The organism is Zophobihabitans entericus, from assembly GCF_011745665.1.
Lineage (GTDB): Bacteria > Pseudomonadota > Gammaproteobacteria > Enterobacterales > Orbaceae > Zophobihabitans > Zophobihabitans entericus.
Window position 1 is genome coordinate 1,805,261 of record NZ_CP050253.1, and the last position, 18,600, is coordinate 1,823,860.

The following is an 18,600-nucleotide window of genomic DNA, read 5'->3' on the forward strand; positions in this document are numbered from 1 at the left end:
GTATTCACTTTATCTTGTTAAGCAACTTATAATGGAGAATTTGTGACAGAAAATATTTTTCTTTTTTAATAAAATAACGATTTTTACAAATAGATCAGAACTTTATTGATTAATACTAGTCTAACTTTACATATTGATAGTTACTATTTTTTTTACTCGAATAATAACAAGAACCTCACTTAAAAAGGCACATAATTTGACTCCCCATTTTTCATTGGCTTTACTTCATCCAAAGTATTGGTTGACGTGGTTTGGCATCGGCACTCTTTACTTATTTGTTCAACTTCCTTATCCGGTTTTATTTCGTTTTGGCAAGATGATTGGTCGTTTTTCTAAAAAATTTCTAAAAAGACGTGTAAAAATAGCGGAAAGAAATATCAGAGCCTGTTTTCCTCATTTATCACAACAGGAAATTGACCAGCTTATTATTAATAACTTTGAGTCAGTCGGGATGGGCTTGATTGAAACCGGTATGGCCTGGTTTTGGTCAGATAAACGTATTCGAAAGTGGAGTAAAGTTGAAGGGCTGGAGCAATTAGATAATGCAGTACTGGCTAAAAAAGGTGTTCTGCTTATTGGTGTTCATTTTCTAACATTAGAGTTAGGTGGTCGCATACTTGGTCAATATCATGAAGGAGTTGGTGTTTACCGTGCACATAATAATCGTCTACTGGACTGGGTTCAGCTGAAAGGGAGACTAAAATCCAATAAAGCATTCATTGATCGTTCTGATACGCGTAAAATGATCAGAGCGTTAAAACAAGGGGATATCCTTTGGTATGCTCCTGATCATGATTATGGTATTAAAAATAGTGTTTTTGCTCCATTTTTTGCGGTATCTCAGGCGGCTACAACTATTGGCACACATCTGCTAATTAAATCTGCAGATCCAACGATTATCGCTTTTACTCCACTACGTAATCATGATGGAAGTGGTTACACGATTTCTATTTCAGATAAGGTAGAAACATTTATTTCTGCTAATGCGACAGAAACGGCGACACATATGAATCAAATTATTGAAAAAGAGATTATGAAAGCGCCTGATTTATATATGTGGCTGCATCGTCGTTTTAAAACTCGTCCAAAGGATGAGCCATCTATTTACATTTATTAGCTTAAATCTGTTAGATTAGCTTTTTCCTATTAAAATAATTTATCTATTTCAATTGATGTAGTAGTTGTTTTTTTGTAGTATGGAATAAGCTTAATTGAATTAAGTAATAGATAATCCTTATATTGCGAAGGTCTGTATCAGAAACCAGAATGGCTGTTATTGATTATCTTACCAGATTTCCCATAGCTTCAGGATGAAGCTTATTAATAAGAGGTGATTAAATTCACCGCTTTTCAAGGATGATACAAATGAAAGACTCTCCTTTCCTTAACTTTTCAAACTATACTGTTAAAACTTCTGTATTATTAACAACTGCGCTGCTGTGCACTTTACCTGTGCAAGCACAAGCTCAAATTGAGATCGATACTGATAGCAATTCCTCCATCAATTTAGATAGCATGGCTTCGGGTTCAGACAACTCTGCTGTTGTGAACGAAGGCGTTACAGTTGATGTCACGAATGGCCATGCTGTATTTGGGCAAAATCTTACCTGGAGTCTGGATAATCAGGGAACATTGAAAAGTTCAGATACTAATTCTTATGCTGTACAGTTACAAAACGGCAATTCATTCCATAATGAAGGAACAGTCACTGGTGCGGGTGGTGGCTTTACTGCCATTAATGCGGGCACAACAGTAATTAACTCTGGGGTCATTGAAACAACGGGGGGGATTGGTGTTGAGCTACGGACAAATGGTATTCTACAAAATAAAGAAGGTGGGCGTATTACCGGTGAATCAAAAGGGATTTATCTTCTTAATGGCTCAGCGGATGGCGCGGTAAACTCAGGGCTTATCGAAGCAACTAATGGTATGGCTGTCCATATTGATGGCGGTTTGGGTGGTTTTTTAAATGACGTCAATGGTGTAGTTCGTGGTACTACTGACGGGGTGTATCTGACTAATGGTACTAAAGCGGTCATTAATAATGGTTTGATTGAGGGAACAACCGGTAATGGTATTAGTTTTAACTCGGGTGGTACTTTATATAACTTAACAGGTAGTGAGATTAAAGGTGGCACTTACGGTGTTTATACCACAAATGGTTCATCCGAAATTACCACTTATGGCACAATTGAAGGTGGTGATTACTCTGTCTATTTCAATACCGGTAATGGTATTCTGACTTTACAAACCGGCGCGCTATTAATAGGTACTGCTTATGGTGGTAATACCAGTCAGCTTATTCTTAATGGTACAGGTTCTGCCAGTAATGACTTCTTAGTTTTTGGTTCTCTGGATATGGTTGGTAGTGAGTGGACACTGCTTGGCAGAACAGAAGCGAAGCAAACAACAGTCTCTAATGGTCGATTAATTGTTGGTGCACCGGGATCTTCTGGTGCTGTTCTCTCTACTGATACAGTCAACATTCTTGCCGGTACTGAAATGGTTGGGTTTGATAGTACGGTAGAAGGGGCTGTCACAAACAACGGAACTCTCTATGTAGGGAGTGGCTATACTTTTGATGGCAATTCTTCAACCGGACAACTTGATATTGTTGGTTCATATACTAACGCAGGTCAAACCATATTAAGTTCAGGTTCACCGTTTGGTAATACCCTTAATATTACCGGAAACTATAACGGTTCAGGTGGGTCAATTACTCTTGGGGCTTTGTTAGACGATGGCCATTTAGGTGCGATTACCAGTCAACAAGCTGACCGTATGCTGGTACGTGGTGATGCAACAGGGACAACTTCAGTTAATGTCGTTACTATTAGTGAATCACAGGTTGCAGCTGCATCACAGCTTTCTACTGTAAATGATTTACCAGCCGGCTCATACGTAAGGGCTGACGGTGAGATTGTCTCCCCTAATGATGGGGTTTCTATTATCCAGGTCTCAGGGACAGCACAGGAAAATTCATTTACTTTATCTACGCCATATGTCACCGGAGGAACACCTTTCCAGTTTAAACTTTATGCTTATGGTCCAGATTCATCTAACGGGTCTGCTTCTGCTGATCAAAACTTAGTTGGTAATCCGAATAGTTATTGGGATTATCGTCTTTCTCATGCTTATGTTACGGCTGTTCCTTTGCCTCCGGGTGAAGTTGTTTTACCGGGTGACGGTGGTGGAGATGGCGGTAGTGGTAGTGGCGGCGATGACGGAGATGAAGATGAAGATATTCGCTGGAAAGTGGTACCTCAAGTCCCTGATTACATTAGTATTCCTGGAGCACTTTTTAGTGCCGGTGTACAAGATTTAGATAATCTACATCGTCGCTTAGGTGAGATTCGAACTCTCAAAGATGATCATAGATCTGACTCTGATGGGGAGGTGTTTGCTCGTATTTATGGATCTAACATGGACTATTCTACCAATGTCCGTTTTCGTGATTTTGGTTTTGACGCTAAACAAAATTATCGAGCTTTACAGTTTGGATCCAGCAAAATATTACGTACTGATGATGAGGCAACTATTCGTTTAGGTGGAGCTGTTACACTTGGTCACTCTAAACTCACGCCTGATGCAGTTGATGGTCAGAGTACGACTAAAACAGATACCCAGAGTTTTGCTCTTATCGGCACGTATTTAGACAAAGATGGCTGGTATGTTGATACGATTCTTTCTTTTGGGTTTTTAAGAGGTAAAACTCGTACAGAAACCTACGGTAATCTTGATGTAGCAACGATAAAGGGTAATAGTTATAGTGCTTCAATTGAGGCTGGTTATCCGTTTGCTCTTGGCGATTCAGGTTTTAATTTAGAACCACAAATTCAATATATCTGGCAAAATCTGCACTTTAAAGATTTTACCGATTTTGATCAGGTGGATGTCAATATGGGACACCAATCGCAAAGTCTGTTACGTACAGGGCTTAGATTGTCTCATCCATTTGAAACTGAAGATGGTAACGAGGTCACACCATATGCCAGAGTAGATTATCGTCACGGACTTAATCGGGGAAAATCGGTCACCATATCTGATACTGATTTTGAAATGGGACGATTTGGGAGAGAGATTCAGGTTGGTGCAGGTATTTCTGGAGCTATGAGTGAACAGTTATCTTTATATGGTGAATTTTCCTGGCAGGATAATCTAGGTGATGCTGGCTGGAAAGGCTGGCAGTTTAGTGGTGGCTTAAGATATACGTTTGGCAAGTAAACTAAAAATCTCTCCTTTCCTGATATCTGGAAAGGAGAGATAAACAAATTAGAATGAGATATTCGTTCCTAAGAAGAAAGTTCTACCCGGTTCGTTATAAGTTGCAGCGCCGGCACCATCAATAGTGATAACACCCAAATTATTAGTGACAGCAGCAGAGTTACCGGAGCGGAACAGACGTTTATCAAACAGATTATCTACCCCAAAGCTGACGGAAATATGGTCATTAAACTTATATTGTCCACTCATATTAAAGATAGAATAAGGGCTAAGTTCGTGAGCGGAACTGCCTGTCACCGGATTACCATTAAAGTCATATTTTTTCGGTGTTTGTCTGCCATACCATGTCAGTGAGGCAAGTAAAGAGAGCTCCTCTGTAGCCTGCCAGTTTACCGATGAATTTAGGGTAAATTTAGGAGTGATAGAGAGATAATCGCCGGTTTGCTTATTTTTAGAGGTTAACATCCAGGTAATATTGTTACTCCATTTAATGGTGCTTGTGACCGGAATAGTGACGTTACCTTCTAAACCTTCAACTAATGCTTTTGGAACATTCTCCCACTGGAAAATATTGGCATTAGAGCCGCCAGTGGCTTGCCCAATTGGAGAGATACCTGATTCAATTTTATCGCGATAATCATTACGGAAATAAGTGATTCCGGCGACTAAGCCTTCGTTATTGTGAAACTCTAAACCAATTTCTTTATTAACACTTGTCTCTGCTTTAAGGTCATCATTACCAATTAAGTAACAGCTCTGAGTGCTACCACCATAACAACCCTGACCGCGGCTAAACAGCAGATAATTAGGATTGGTCTGATATAAGTTAGGTGACTTGTAAGATCTTGCGATCCCCAGTTTTAACGTAAAGTAGCTCCCCAGTTCCTGAGACAGGTTTAATGCCGGGCTCCAGTTACTGCCTGATACACTATGATGATCAAAACGCAGTGCAGGTGTTAGCATGGTTGTTGGGGTTAACTCCATATTATTTTCCACAAATACTGCGTAAGAAGTGGCTGAACTGGTTGGGGAACGATTTGCTCCATCAATCCAGCCAATAGTGCCGCCTTCTGTTGTAGACTGTGTATAAGAAGTGGGATCTTTCATACGCTGATAGCTATATTCTGCACCGACTGTCAGCATCTGTGGGACGACCCAGTCAAGTGGAATGTCTGTTTCATTATGGACAGTGATGTTGTTTAAGGTGATATTACTAAAATCTCTGGATGAAAATATGCCTTCCGTTCCACCGGCTAAGCCTTCTTTCAGACGATCATTACGGGTATTTTCATATTGAATATAACTTAATGAGCTCACGCCATTATCCCAGTTACCGCGGTGGGTGATAGCATAGTTTTGACGATAAAGTCGGTTAGTTTCCCGATCATACATACTTTTAACAATCGCATTTGTATTGGTATTTTGTGTATCACCAGTATAGATATTACCTTGTCTGCTGACGCCAGCTTCAAACTCCAGTGACTGACTATCAGTGATATCCCAACGTAACAGGCCGTTTATATCTTTATTTCTGACACCTTCACGCCCGGCCGGGAAGGTACCAGCATAAGCCCCGATTCGGTTTGATTCATGACCCTGATTAATATCCCAGTCATCGGCCTGAGTTTTATTAATGTTACCGTAAAGACGGAAACTTAAATTATCGGTAAGGCCGCCAGAGAGGATCATATTAAGACGTCTGGTTGCACCTTCTTCACTGTGCTGAGGGGCATTGATGTAGCTATTGATCGAACCATGAAATTCGCCGGTTGGCTGTTTAGTAATAATGTTCACCACACCACCCGCTGCACCATCACCATAACGGGCGGCAGCAGGGCCACGGATAACATCAATACGTTCAACTAATTCAGCGGGTACCCAGTTAGTATCTCCTCTGGTATCTCGTTCACCGCGCCAGCCATAACGAACTGACATACGACTTTTTACCGGTTTTCCATCAATAAGTATTAAGGTGTTTTCCGGCCCCATGCCTCGAATATCAATTTGTCTATTATTACCACGTTGACCACTGGTTGAGTTTCCGGTCAGATTGACGCCTGGCATAGTTCTAATAATCTCAGATAGATCGTTTTTAGGTGGTAATAGTTGAATATCTTCAGAGGTGATAACCGAAGCGCCTAAAGCTTGTCGGGTTTGTTCGGCAGCAGTGATCACCATAACGTCTTCTGATTCAATGCTCATATCGTCCTGTGCTGCAACAGCATAGCTAAAATTTACACTTAATAATAAGGTGAATAAATGGGAGGGTTTGAGTTTTTTCATGGTTAAGTATATTGTCCATAATAGTGAAGATAGGGACACTATTGTATTTAATTGCAAATAATAATCAATATCATTTGTATTCTTAAATAATAAAAATATGGTATACTTAGCTTTAAACTAAGATGTTATTAATAGATATGATTATCAACGATTTTTGGGTTGTAGTTCAAAGAGACAATTCAAAAGACCAAGGTAATAATCAGATAAGAGTTATTGAATATGCTGCTTTTTCGCCATTATATTATCGTTGTGCTCACGACTTTACTTTTTCTATCTGGTTGTATGGATAAGCAAAAGGATGCTGTGATGCCATTTACTATTGCTGGAAGTCAGGTTGATACTTTCCATTCACAGACTAATGGTGATTACCAGATTATGATTTATCAGCCAAATCAGACTACACCAAAAGGGGGATGGCCGGTTATTTACTTGTTAGATGGTAAGAGCTTTTTTTCTTCTGCTGTTGCAATAACACAAAATCAAAGTTGTCCTAAATGTTTACTGCAAGAAGGCATTATTGTGGCTATTGATTATCCACAAACCAGCCGGCGTGAGCTGGACTATTTACCCAAACCCGATGAATTTGTGCCAGAAGTTCTCCCTAATGGCAAAATGAATATTCCTGCGCAATATGGTGGGGCTGATGCTTTTTTAGCTTTTATCCGAGATGAGCTAAAACCAAACATTGAACAAAGATTTACGGTAAATAAAGATAAGCAAACTCTGTTTGGTCATTCTTATGGTGGATTATTTGCACTGCATACGCTTTTTTCAGCACCAGAAATGTTTAATAACTACATTATTGTCAGTCCATCGATTTGGTTCAGTGACCGCTATATTTTAAAAGAGTCACAGCAATTTATCGACAATAAAGCAGGACTTTCTCATTTAACTCAGCCTATTCATTTAATCATGTCTGTTGGAGGTTTAGAGCAATCGCTCAAAGGGCATGAAGTGTTTACCTCTGAGCAAGAAAAAGCCCAAAGATTACAACATTTTCAAAACAGAAGGGTGATTGATAATGCTCGCGATCTTGTTACTAGTTTGCAACAAGCTGAACTGCCTAACTTTTTTAGTCAGTTCACTATTTACGAAGGACAAATTCATCAGACAGCCCCTCTTATTGCCTTACAAGATGGTCTGCAAATCATTTTTAAGAAAAGACTTAATTAGGCTCATTATTAGGTGCATGACCCCATAACAGAGACTGAGACGGAAATTCTGGCACTTGGATATAGCTGATTTTCCACCTTCCATTGATCTCTAGTTTTTTTAAGTAGAGGCTAATTTCTTGAGGCTGGCTATCTGTCTTAATAGTGACGATGATTTGTTGGTCATCCTTTATTACTGTATCTATTCTTGCATCTTCTCCAAGTTTAAAAGGCAGCGCATCATGTTGTCTGGCAGCGTTAAACAAATAATCTAAGTAAAGATTTAGATCAAGAATTGATTCTATATTAGACATATTGGCTGTTTGTTTTAGCGTCTCATCTATTTCAGTACTTTTTTCCGGGAAGAACGGAAGAATATCAAGACGATAAAAAGCTTTGTGAATCAATGCCTGTTGTGTATCCGGATGAAGCAAAATATAAAAAGTAATGTAATCAGCACTCCGCCAGGCAGAAATAAACGCCAGTGATGTTGACTCGGGCGTACTAAAATCTATGGCTTCATAATAAGTACGAGCATTATTTTTATAAATAGAGTCAGTTTCAGAAGGCTTAATAAAGTTAAATAATATGAAAGAAATGATACCAATAAGTATGAGTAACAGAGCGGCGTTTATAGATTTCTTCATTGTATATTATCCGACTTTACTTTTTAAAAATTGATTCTAGCTTAATTTAACAGCTGATTGAAGAAAGATTTAAGTTAGATAAGAGTAAAAGTTCTCTTGTCATCTTTTAGATTCGTTAACTACTTTTAATATAAAAAGTAGTAAGATGTCATACTTTCTGCTACAGAAAGTAAATATCCACATCATTTTCATACTCCAATTACTGACTATATTTTACTACTCTCACAATTCTTTGATGTACATTTTAAATTGAAATAAACGATCAATAAATTACATTCAATAGTTTTATTCTATTATTTTGTATTGAATTGATCGGTACAAACAATTTTTTTTAATCCGCTTAACCTTCTATAATCCTAAAAAATTATTATTAATAATTAACTGGTTGTGGCGTTATTAGATAATAAGTTTTGATATTAATTAAAATAAAAGTATAAAAATGGAATGGAAAGGAATGGTACAAAATAAAATAGCAGTAAATCGGTTTTATCATAACAAATCAAAATATTATCTTGGTACGGTACAGATAATCGGCCTGTCTGGGCTACTTTTATCAGGGGCTACCGAAGCAGTCATATCCGCTCACACTATATTCACAATAGAGGGGACTAAGCCTTATATACAGTTAATTGATGGTAGCGGCAATGTAACTGGCGATCTTATGACTTTAGAGCAGTTAGTTGGGTTTACCATGCCAGGCAGTAGTGGAACCATCCAAAAAGAAGCCAGCGATTCTACAACCAACGGTGGTGCTGTTATCGTAGCTCCAGCAGGGATGAAATTTAGTGATGTAGTGACTCTGGTTAAAGCTGATGGTGTTGCTTATGGAATTGTCAGTGCAAATGCTGCCGACAGCGATGGAGATGCCAATAATAACGCAGGAACTATTATTGGGAATATGAAAGCCACATGGTATAACGATTACAGCATGGTGACTGATCTTGACGAAGAATTATCTGATTGTGGTGGACCATATAAATTAATCATTGAAGCCAATAATGTCAGTGTTGAAACGGCTTATGGTGATCCAAAGAGTAATACTTATGGTAGCCAGGCTCCAATTACTTATACCTTTCATTCAAGTGGATTCCCAAAACTTTGTTATATCATGACTGGCAGTCCTACTGCTTTTCCTACATCTGGTGCTCCGGGGGAAAATAGTAAATATCCAGCAACAGGCTATAACCCTGATCTATGGGTAAGGTTTACTGGCTTTTCAATCGAGAAAATAAATGCAGCTGGTTTAGCCTATCCTACTACGGGTTTTAATAAGGCTAAATTAATGTTTATAGCATCCGGATATAGCATGGAGCACAGTTCTATATATCGATGTACGACAACAAGCCCATGGATAGAGTTATCTTCCAGAGGAGGTGTCGGGCAAAACTGTGTTGTTTCATATAATACAGTCAATAAACCGACAACGCCGGCGGTGATTAATTTGGAATACTATGATGGCACCAGTTGGACTCAAAAAGACAGCTATACCATTCCGGCTCCAACAACATGGGCTGTCGTAAAAGGACTTTACGCTTATGCAGATAACGCTTTAGCTTCGGCAGCAACAGCATTCCCTGCGGCATCTATGTGTAAAGATGGTACAACCACTAGTGTCACCACTTTAGCCGAGGCTAACACTTATTTGTTTACTCGTCAGGAATTGAGTAATGTTCCATCTGCTACCGGAACACCTGTTTATAATATTAATGAACAACTTGCCAGAGATATTGATGGAACATTTGCAGGAGAGTGGGGCTCATTAAATGAGACTTATTATCCAGGCTCTGGACTGGCAACCAATGATGCTTCATTTACCTGGACAGGTGAGTCGTTCAGTGATTATCAACAGGTTGTGTATTCTCACTATGCAGGATACTCATATAACTATGGCCTACGGTCTCAGTTAACTACAATTTGTCGGTAGTATGAACATTATATAATTTATCAGGTTTTATTTGTAAATGATAAAGTCTTAATTTTATAATATATTGATTTATTTGAATAAATTTTTTGGGTTTATGTTTAGTCTCTGAACTCAGATTGTAAGATGACTATTTATAAACAGATATCAGGAGGTTATGAGATATATTTTTCTTGTTTTGAGTTTTCCCATCCAATTTTGCCTCATTATTTGATGAGGCCTTTTTTTATGTTGAGTCACTTTCCTGTTTTACCCAATATATAAATAAATGACTGGCAATATTCGCAAGTTCTTTAGAACGTGTAGTTCATTTTTTATAGATTATGCTGAATTTTCCTATCTGTCACTGATACTAAAATAAAGTTAAGTAAATTTTATGCTTTAGTGGATAAATTTTATTTATTCAATAAGTTAATTGAAAATTAATTTATAGAGTAGATATATTTTTTTCATGCTCATTAAGCCTTTTTAAGATTATATTTAAAATATAAATATATCGAAATAAACGATCAATATTATTTATTTAATAGTTTTAATCTATTATGTTTATTGTTATTGATCGGTATAAACGATTTTTTTTAAATGTATTTAACTTTTATAATTTGAAAAATTATTGTTAAAAATCAAAAAATTATAATAAATTCGTAATGAATTGACTTATCGTTTATAACAGATAATTATAAGATCTAGGAAAAAAATTAATGTTTAAAAATAGCACAAACTCACTTCAAGAATATGGCAGTAAATTAAGAAGTCTTGCAGAAATATCTTCTCAACAAAAAGTACAATGGAATCATAATAGTCGTTCTTTACTTGCGCCCATTTTATTAACAGGTTTAATTTTAGTTGTTTTGCCTTGTTATGCTTCTTTATCTACCAGTACCGCCAAAACTATTCAGGGGAGAGAACCAGAATTAAGTTTTGATAATGGTAATTCTATGGCAAGTAATCTGGATTATTTACTCAGCTTTGAGATGCCTGATGGCGCAGGTGATATAACAGTAATATCACCTACGACAAATGAAATTAATGTGACCTCTTTTTACACCTTTGAGCAGTTTGTGACGAAAGTCTCTGCTGATGGTATTGGTCATGAATTATCACCGACTTATTATTATGATACTGATGGAGATACCCCGCATTTAACAACACCAGTAGCAGGATCTTTAACCGCAACTTGGAGTTATGTGGCTGCTGATGGCACAACCAAAATAATAACAGCTGATGAGCTTAGTGAACCATTTAATGGTTGTAATGCCCCTTACACACTAACAATTACAGCAAATGATCTTAAAGCCTTGTCAGCATATGGTGATCCTATGAGTAAGGCTTATGACAATCAAAGTACGTCCTATACGGTAAATGTCACCGATTATCGAATATGTTATGCCCGACCGGCCGAAATGACAGTGATATCTAACTGCTCTGTTGCTGGTAACTGTACGTATGAGTCTGGTTACAATCCGTCAGTATTTACACCAGGTGCAGGGTTCTCTCCAAATTCAGCAATAACGTTTCCTACTACGGGTTTTGATCAGGCTGAATTTAGATTAGTCATGAGCAGTAATCAAAGCGATTATATCTATACTTCAAGTAACCCTGCTATTGTTTCAATTGATGGTAATGGCGATGTCACATTACATTCAACGAGTAAACCAGTTTTACCCCTGAATATCACATTGACAGCAACACCAAATGATACAACTTATCCTGCTCAAACATACAGTTTTAGTATTGTGAAGTGGGCCAGGGCACTGGGTGAATCCACTTACGCTAATTCCATATTATCTACTGCAACAGCCTTTCCTGCTGCCTCAATGTGTAAAGATGGCACAACAACGAGTGTGACAACAGCTGAAGAAGCAGAAACGTACTTTTTTGCCAGATCTGATTTTACCAATACACCTAAAGTGATGAGTAATGGACTTAATGGTTATTTTACGCGAGATATTGATTCAACGTTTATGGGGGAGTGGGGAAATTTATATGGCGGTTATCCGGCAGCTACAGGGTTTAAAATGCGAAATGTTGCTTGGGCTAGCGAATCACGAGATGATGGTCAGCAGTTTGGTGTCAATATTGCCAGAGGGCAAGTTGGGGTGCCCCCAGTAAATGGTTTATTTACAGTAGTATGTCGCTAACGTTATTTTAATCAACAATTGGTATGTTAAAGATACTTAGCCTACGCAAATTAAATCTTAGGTTTTGATATTGAAGTGCTATTTTAGCAATAAATAAAAAGGTGAAAGATATATAGTTTTTGGTTTCATAATATTTTCGGCTCAGTCGCGCCTCATCAATTATGTGATGAGGCTTTTTCATAGTGATATAAGATGACAGTAATAAAGAAACCTATGCTTTTTTATGTAAATTTTATATAGCTTCCATTCATCGATACATATATTCATTCCTTCTTTTGATTATAAAACTGAAATACGCTGTTTTGATATTTAATCATTATTGCAATATATGAAACATTGTTTTTTAAATATATCAATTTCAGCAATAAAATAATTCAGCTATGATGTACCTACAAAGATAAAGGTCTTTCTTATTATTAATGCTTTCTTACTCGCAAGGAGTCCAATCATGTCAAACTATTTCAACACGTTAAACTTACGTGAAAAATTAGAACAATTAGGTCAATGTCGTTTTATGTCGCGTGATGAATTTGCATCTGAAGCAAATTATCTGAAAGGTAAAAAAGTTGTTATTGTTGGTTGTGGAGCTCAGGGTCTAAACCAAGGCTTAAATATGCGTGATTCAGGGCTTGATATTGCATATGCATTACGTGCAGAAGCTATTGCTGAAAAACGTGCTTCATGGCGTAAAGCAACTGAAAATGGTTTTAAAGTTGGTACTTATGAAGAGTTGATCCCTACAGCAGACTTGGTAGTTAACTTAACTCCGGATAAGCAGCATTCAGCAGTGGTTAAAGCAGTTCAACCTTTAATGAAAAAAGGTGCAGCACTGGGCTATTCTCATGGTTTTAATATTGTTGAGTCTGGTGAAAAAATTCGTAAAGATATCACTGTTGTGATGGTAGCGCCAAAATGTCCGGGTACAGAAGTTCGCGAAGAATATAAACGTGGCTTTGGTGTTCCTACACTAATTGCGGTTCACCCGGAAAATGACCCACAGGGCGAAGGTTTTGCTATTGCTAAAGCATGGGCTGCTGCAACTGGTGGTCATCGTGCTGGTGTACTTGCATCATCATTTGTGGCAGAAGTGAAATCTGACTTAATGGGTGAGCAAACTATTCTTTGTGGTATGTTACAAGCAGGTTCTTTACTATGCTTTGATAAATTAACTAAAGAAGAGGGTGTGGATCCTGCTTATGCATGTAAGTTAATTCAATTTGGTTGGGAAACAATTACCGAAGCATTAAAACAAGGTGGTATCACCTTAATGATGGATCGTTTATCAAATCCGGCAAAATTACGTGCTAATGCTTTAGCTGAACAATTAAAAGTAATTATGAAAGATCTATTCCGTAAACATATGGATGATATTATTTCAGGTCATTTCTCAGCAACAATGATGGCTGACTGGGCAAATGATGATATTAATCTTTTAACCTGGCGTAAAGAGACTGGTGAAACCCAGTTTGAAAAAGCACCACAATACAATGGTAAGATCGAGGAGCAAACTTATTTTGATCAAGGTGTGGTAATGATTGCTATGGTTAAAGCTGGTGTTGAATTAGCATTCGAAACAATGCTTGAATCTGGTATTCTTTCAGAATCCGCATACTATGAATCACTACATGAGCTACCACTGATCGCTAATACTATTGCACGTAAACGTTTATATGAAATGAACGTGGTTATTTCTGATACAGCTGAATATGGTAACTACTTATTTGCAAATGCTGCTGTACCGTTATTACGTGAAAAATTTATGCCAATGCTACAAACCGGAGATTTAGGTAAAGCAATCCCGGAAGGTAGTGTAGATAATGCTCAATTACGTGATGTGAATGAAACTATTCGTAACCACCCAATTGAAGTTATCGGACGTAAATTACGTGGATATATGACCGATATGAAACGTATTAATGTTGCCAGCTAGTTTGACTGTTTAAATTCACATTTATGCAGAAAAAGGGAATATTTATTCCCTTTTTTTATTTTAAATTAATTAGTTACTAATCTAATAGAAAACAAGTTATTTATAAAATAAATATTATTAATAATTTGTTTTTTAATCAAAGTACAAATTTATCTTCTTAGTCTTTACAAAAATACATTATAATGTAAAGAAATGATAATTTATAATTTTTTTTGTTAATTAATTTATTCATCTAATTATTCTAGAACTCAAAAGATGAATAAATTTTTATTAAGTTAATGTATTAGATTGATTTTTAGATAACCTTTAATAGAACAAATTTACGATGAAAACGATCAATTTATATGGTTTTGATAGAATTTATCTATATAATGTAGATCGATTGATCGATATAAACGATTTTTTATTCACCCAGTGATGAAAGATAATGATGCGCAAATCATTTGATTTTTTTCATCATTTATCCGGTGGAATTTAATAATAATCAATAAAAAAGCAAGAATGGATAGGTTAAAAAACAATGCAAAACAAAAACTGGAAGAAAGCCCTTCCCGGTCTGGGTATGGGTACGTTGTTTCTATTTGGCTCTTCTGTTGTCTACGCTCAGCTGGCTAAACAGCCTACGCTGGCGATTACAACCGATCAGTTTAATAATGAACAAAAATTAAACCTCAGTATTTACAATCCCAAATTATCGTTAACGTCAGCAGGCTTGTTTGCAACGCCGATGGGGTTATATATATATTCCAACTATCCAACCAAAATCAGTCATTATCAGCTGAGCATTTATCGCGCTAGCGACGCGGATAATGTTCAGCCACTCAAAGTGTTGCGTTTTGACGATGTCAGCCCGTATGAAGCGGTAATGTGGACCGGACAGATTGATAGTGGAACGCTTGCTACCAATACTCAATATAAAGTGATTCTGGAAATCGAAGGCGTGAATGGTCGTCGTGACAGAGTCGCTCCTGTTTATTTTGAAACACTGGGCGTGAATAATCAGGCTCAGGATTCTGATTTTGACGTTTATACCCGTGATGCGGATGCTGGGATCCGTTTTTCTGATTTTGCAGATAAGCCCTACCTGTCCGAACGTGTGATCAACGGTGAAACCGTCCAGGTGGTTGATCTTTCTAAACTGTCAGCCATGTCAGAAGAAGAGCAACAACAGTTCTGGAATAGCGCAGTGGTGCATATGCGTGCAAAAGAGATCAATGAGGGCGCACTGGACAATACGACCCGTACCTCAGCAAGAACAGCCAGCGAGCCAGTGACTGCCACTCCGTCAACCTTATCAAATGACGCTTTACTCCGTGGTCAGCTACGCGACAGCGCGGAGATCCCGGGCTTTGGGATCAACCGCGTAGAGCAGCAGGGCATTGTGACCTCGGCGCAGGACAGAACCATCATTGTGCAAATGGCGGGTCTGGAAGGCAAGCAAGACGTGATGTTGAACGGTGAGCGCCTGATGGTGGATAACCGCGGCCGTGCAATGCGTGAAGTCGTGCTGTCACCGGGTGAGTATGATTTTAACCTGAGCTGGCTGGATGAAGACGGTGTCCGTCAGACGCAACAGGACAGTTTAGTGATTGAGAAGTCCAATGACTTCTTCTTTGTCGGGATGGCCGAGGTAACCTGGGCACAGAACAAAGTCAGCGGCGACGGTAAGATGATTCTGGAAGATGCGGATGAACATCATTACCGCGGCACCGGCAGCTGGGACGGTCGCGTACAGTTCTACTTAAAAGGCAATCTGGATGAGTACCGCATTACGGCGCATTTAGACACGACTGAAACCAAATTGAAAGATGCATTCGGCCGAATCGGCGACCGTGACCCGCGTCGCTTTACTCGTGAGCTGGACCCCAATGCTTACTATCCAATTTTTGGTGATGATTCGACAGTGGAAAATGATGTCGACACCGAAGGTAAATTCTATGTGAAGCTGGAGAACGGTAAAAACTACGCGTTATGGGGTAACTACAATACCCAGATGACCGGCACGGCGTTCTCTGATTTTAACCGTAGCCTGTACGGTGCCAAGATTTATCACGAGAGTGAAGCGACCACCAAATTCGGTGATACACGCAGTTATGCAGCGCTGTTTGGCGCGACCGGAGATACCCGTGGTAGCCACAATGAGTTCTCCTCAACCGGTGGTAGTCTTTATTTCTTAAAACATCAACGTGTGACCGAAGGGACGTTAAAACTTTCTGTTGAACTGCGTGACCCAAATACCAGTCGTGTGAAGAGCATCCAAACGTTAACAGAAGGCGTGGACTTTGAGATTGATAACTTCCAGGGGCGTATTCTTTTAACCAATCCATTACCGATGACCGCGAACAGTGGCACGGGTGGCAGTATTATCTCCGGCGGTAGCTTACTGAACGGCGATAACGTCTGGTTAGTCGCGGACTATGAATACTACTCCGACGGCTTTGATATGGAAGAGCAGAAGGTGTTTGGTGCGCGTGCTTATGGCTGGGTGAATGACTACATTCGTCTGGGTGGTAGCTATGTACATGAAGACCAGGCGAGTGGTGAATCGTATCAGCTGCAGGGTGTGGACTTAATTGTGCGTCCTCTACAAGGCACGCATACCCATGTGGAATACGCGACGTCAGATGCGAGCAGCAATGATATCTATGTCTCGAGTAACGGTGGTTTAGGCTTCAGTAAAGTGAGTCTGGGCGACAATACTAAAGGCGCGGCATGGAGACTCGAACAAGAAGCCGACTTTAATGAATACTTTGAAGCGGAAGTGCCGCTGAAATTCAAAGGTTACTACTCCATGAAGCAGCAGGGCTTCTCCTCGTTCTCGACCGCGCGTGACAACGACCTTGAGGAATGGGGCGCAGAAGTTCGTTATGACTTTGAACAGGATAAGAGTGGGTTCTTACTGAGCTATACGCGCGAAGAAGAGAAAACCTTACACCTTGAAAAGATTGCTCGTGCGCAGTATTTCGCGAGTTTAGGTGAAAGTCTGAAAGGGGTAGTTGAACTTCAGGACAGAAGAGAGAACAGCTACAACGGTGCTGGTGAGACAAGAGAAAGTCTGGCTGCCGTGAAGTTAGAAACGGAGCTGTTTGAAGGTCGTGACAAAGCGTATATTATTCAACAGGTTACTTTAGACAAGCGCGGTGACGTGAGTGATAACAACAAAACCACAGTGGGTTACCAGTCACAGATTACCGACAGTTTAAACATTGGTGCGGAAGTGTTTGGCAGTAACCGCGGTGCCGGTGGTGGCGTGTCTGCTGCATGGGACATGAACGAACGTGCCAGCGTGTACACCAAAGTGATGAACGACATTGATTCTAACGCAGGTCGTGGTATCACGACAACAGTGGGTACCAATGTCAAAGCCACTTCACAGATGGATGTTTACAGTGAGCGTCAGTTCAAGAGTCAAAACACACAACGTTCAACGTCAGATGTGTACGGGGTGAAGTTTAAACCAACCGACAGTCAGTATATCGATGCATCTTACAGTACCGGACAGGTGAACTACCGTAACTCCGGTTCAACCACACTCACCGGTAACAACGACACCAAACGTGATGTGTATTTGCTCGGCTACGGCTTCAAGAATGACTGGTTCCAAATCCGTAATAAGTTAGAGTACCGCTGGGAGCGGGGCAATGGTGAGACGGTGAAACAGTGGGTGTCCACCAACCGTGCCAAGACGATAGTGAGTGAAAACTTCAGCTGGTTAGGTCAGTTTGATATTGCTAAAACGACCGGCAGCAATGACGTGGTGAATGACTTCACCGAAGCGGCAGTGGGCTTTGCGTATCGTCCGATGGAGATTAACAACCTGAACCTGTTTGGTAAGGTGACGTACATTCGTGGTGTTGACCCGGAAGACCAGCTGATTGCCAATACCGGCAGCAGCGGCACGACCAGTTACTACAGCAGTCAGTATGACCAGAAGAGCTGGGTGTTTGCCCTTGAGGGTGTGTACGAGTTCAACCAGTACTGGGAAACCGCGTTTAAGGCGGCGCACAGAGAAGGTTACCTGCGCTATAAAGGCGAGAGTGAGTGGTTCTCTTCCGGTGCAAGTTTATATGCTGCGCGTGTGAACTTTAACTACGCTGACTTTGAATATCAGGTGGAGTACCGCACGCTCAGAACGAGTTTAGCGGATGACCATAAGGACGGTATCGTGACGAGTATCTACCGTAACTTAGGTGACAATGCCAAGATAGGTATTGGTTATAACTTCACGGAATACAATGATGATTTAACGCGTCTGAACTATGATGCGAAAGGCTGGTTTATCAATGTGGTGGGGAGTTTTTAA

The 18,600-nt window shown here is 39.4% G+C and carries 9 protein-coding genes; 7 read left to right on the forward strand and 2 right to left on the reverse strand.

The annotated features are described in order from the left end of the window. Positions 1–196: 196 nt before the first annotated feature. Together lpxL and IPMB12_RS08250 are read left to right on the forward strand one after the other, a co-directional pair. The gene (lpxL, locus tag IPMB12_RS08245; protein ID WP_166916709.1) at positions 197–1,117 is read left to right on the forward strand and encodes an LpxL/LpxP family Kdo(2)-lipid IV(A) lauroyl/palmitoleoyl acyltransferase; all 921 of its coding nucleotides are present in this window, start codon (positions 197–199) and stop codon (positions 1,115–1,117) included. 248 nt (positions 1,118–1,365) lie between these two features. Further along, on the forward strand, positions 1,366–4,224 hold the full coding sequence (locus IPMB12_RS08250; protein WP_166916711.1) for an autotransporter family protein: 2,859 nt from the start codon (positions 1,366–1,368) through the stop codon (positions 4,222–4,224). 48 nt (positions 4,225–4,272) lie between these two features. Here IPMB12_RS08250 and IPMB12_RS08255 read toward each other — a convergent pair whose 3' ends face one another. Then, a complete protein-coding gene (locus tag IPMB12_RS08255; protein ID WP_166916713.1) occupies positions 4,273–6,507 on the reverse strand; it encodes a TonB-dependent siderophore receptor in 2,235 nt (744 codons plus the stop codon). A 282-nt stretch (positions 6,508–6,789) separates the two neighbouring features. Here IPMB12_RS08255 and IPMB12_RS08260 point away from each other — a divergent pair, with 282 nt between their 5' ends. Further along, a complete protein-coding gene (locus IPMB12_RS08260) occupies positions 6,790–7,680 on the forward strand; it encodes an alpha/beta hydrolase (RefSeq protein ID WP_166916715.1) in 891 nt (296 codons plus the stop codon). Here IPMB12_RS08260 and IPMB12_RS08265 read toward each other — a convergent pair. Then, positions 7,673–8,305 carry a hypothetical protein gene (locus tag IPMB12_RS08265; RefSeq protein ID WP_166916717.1) on the reverse strand — a complete coding sequence of 211 codons (633 nt, stop codon included), beginning with the start codon at positions 8,303–8,305 and terminating at the stop codon, positions 7,673–7,675. The two genes, IPMB12_RS08260 and IPMB12_RS08265, sit on opposite strands and share 8 nt — an antisense overlap. 439 nt (positions 8,306–8,744) lie before the next feature. On the opposite strand from IPMB12_RS08265, the gene IPMB12_RS08270 reads away from it, so the two are divergent. The 4 genes from IPMB12_RS08270 (at position 8,745) to IPMB12_RS08285 (ending at position 18,600) form a co-directional block, all read left to right on the forward strand. Further along, positions 8,745–10,229 (forward strand): hypothetical protein, encoded by a 1,485-nt coding sequence (locus tag IPMB12_RS08270; RefSeq protein ID WP_166916719.1) that lies wholly within the window; start codon positions 8,745–8,747, stop codon positions 10,227–10,229. Positions 10,230–10,927: 698 nt separating this feature from the next. Next, positions 10,928–12,367, forward strand: a complete 1,440-nt coding sequence (locus IPMB12_RS08275) for a hypothetical protein (protein ID WP_166916721.1) — start codon at positions 10,928–10,930, stop codon at positions 12,365–12,367. A gap of 448 nt (positions 12,368–12,815) precedes the next feature. Further along, positions 12,816–14,297 (forward strand): ketol-acid reductoisomerase, encoded by a 1,482-nt coding sequence (ilvC, locus tag IPMB12_RS08280; protein ID WP_166916723.1) that lies wholly within the window; start codon positions 12,816–12,818, stop codon positions 14,295–14,297. Positions 14,298–14,817: 520 nt separating this feature from the next. Further along, on the forward strand, positions 14,818–18,600 hold the full coding sequence (locus IPMB12_RS08285) for a hypothetical protein (RefSeq protein WP_166916725.1): 3,783 nt from the start codon (positions 14,818–14,820) through the stop codon (positions 18,598–18,600).

What these genes read in the sequence shown, in the direction of transcription:
- IPMB12_RS08250 (WP_166916711.1), top strand. Translation starts at nt 1,366, where the DNA reads ATGAAAGACTCTCCTTTCCTTAACTTTTCAAACTATACTGTTAAAACT.
- IPMB12_RS08265 (WP_166916717.1), bottom strand. Translation starts at nt 8,305, where the DNA reads ATGAAGAAATCTATAAACGCCGCTCTGTTACTCATACTTATTGGTATC.
- IPMB12_RS08255 (WP_166916713.1), bottom strand. Translation starts at nt 6,507, where the DNA reads ATGAAAAAACTCAAACCCTCCCATTTATTCACCTTATTATTAAGTGTA.
- IPMB12_RS08285 (WP_166916725.1), top strand. Translation starts at nt 14,818, where the DNA reads ATGCAAAACAAAAACTGGAAGAAAGCCCTTCCCGGTCTGGGTATGGGT.
- IPMB12_RS08260 (WP_166916715.1), top strand. Translation starts at nt 6,790, where the DNA reads ATGGATAAGCAAAAGGATGCTGTGATGCCATTTACTATTGCTGGAAGT.
- ilvC (WP_166916723.1), top strand. Translation starts at nt 12,816, where the DNA reads ATGTCAAACTATTTCAACACGTTAAACTTACGTGAAAAATTAGAACAA.
- IPMB12_RS08270 (WP_166916719.1), top strand. Translation starts at nt 8,745, where the DNA reads ATGGAATGGAAAGGAATGGTACAAAATAAAATAGCAGTAAATCGGTTT.
- IPMB12_RS08275 (WP_166916721.1), top strand. Translation starts at nt 10,928, where the DNA reads ATGTTTAAAAATAGCACAAACTCACTTCAAGAATATGGCAGTAAATTA.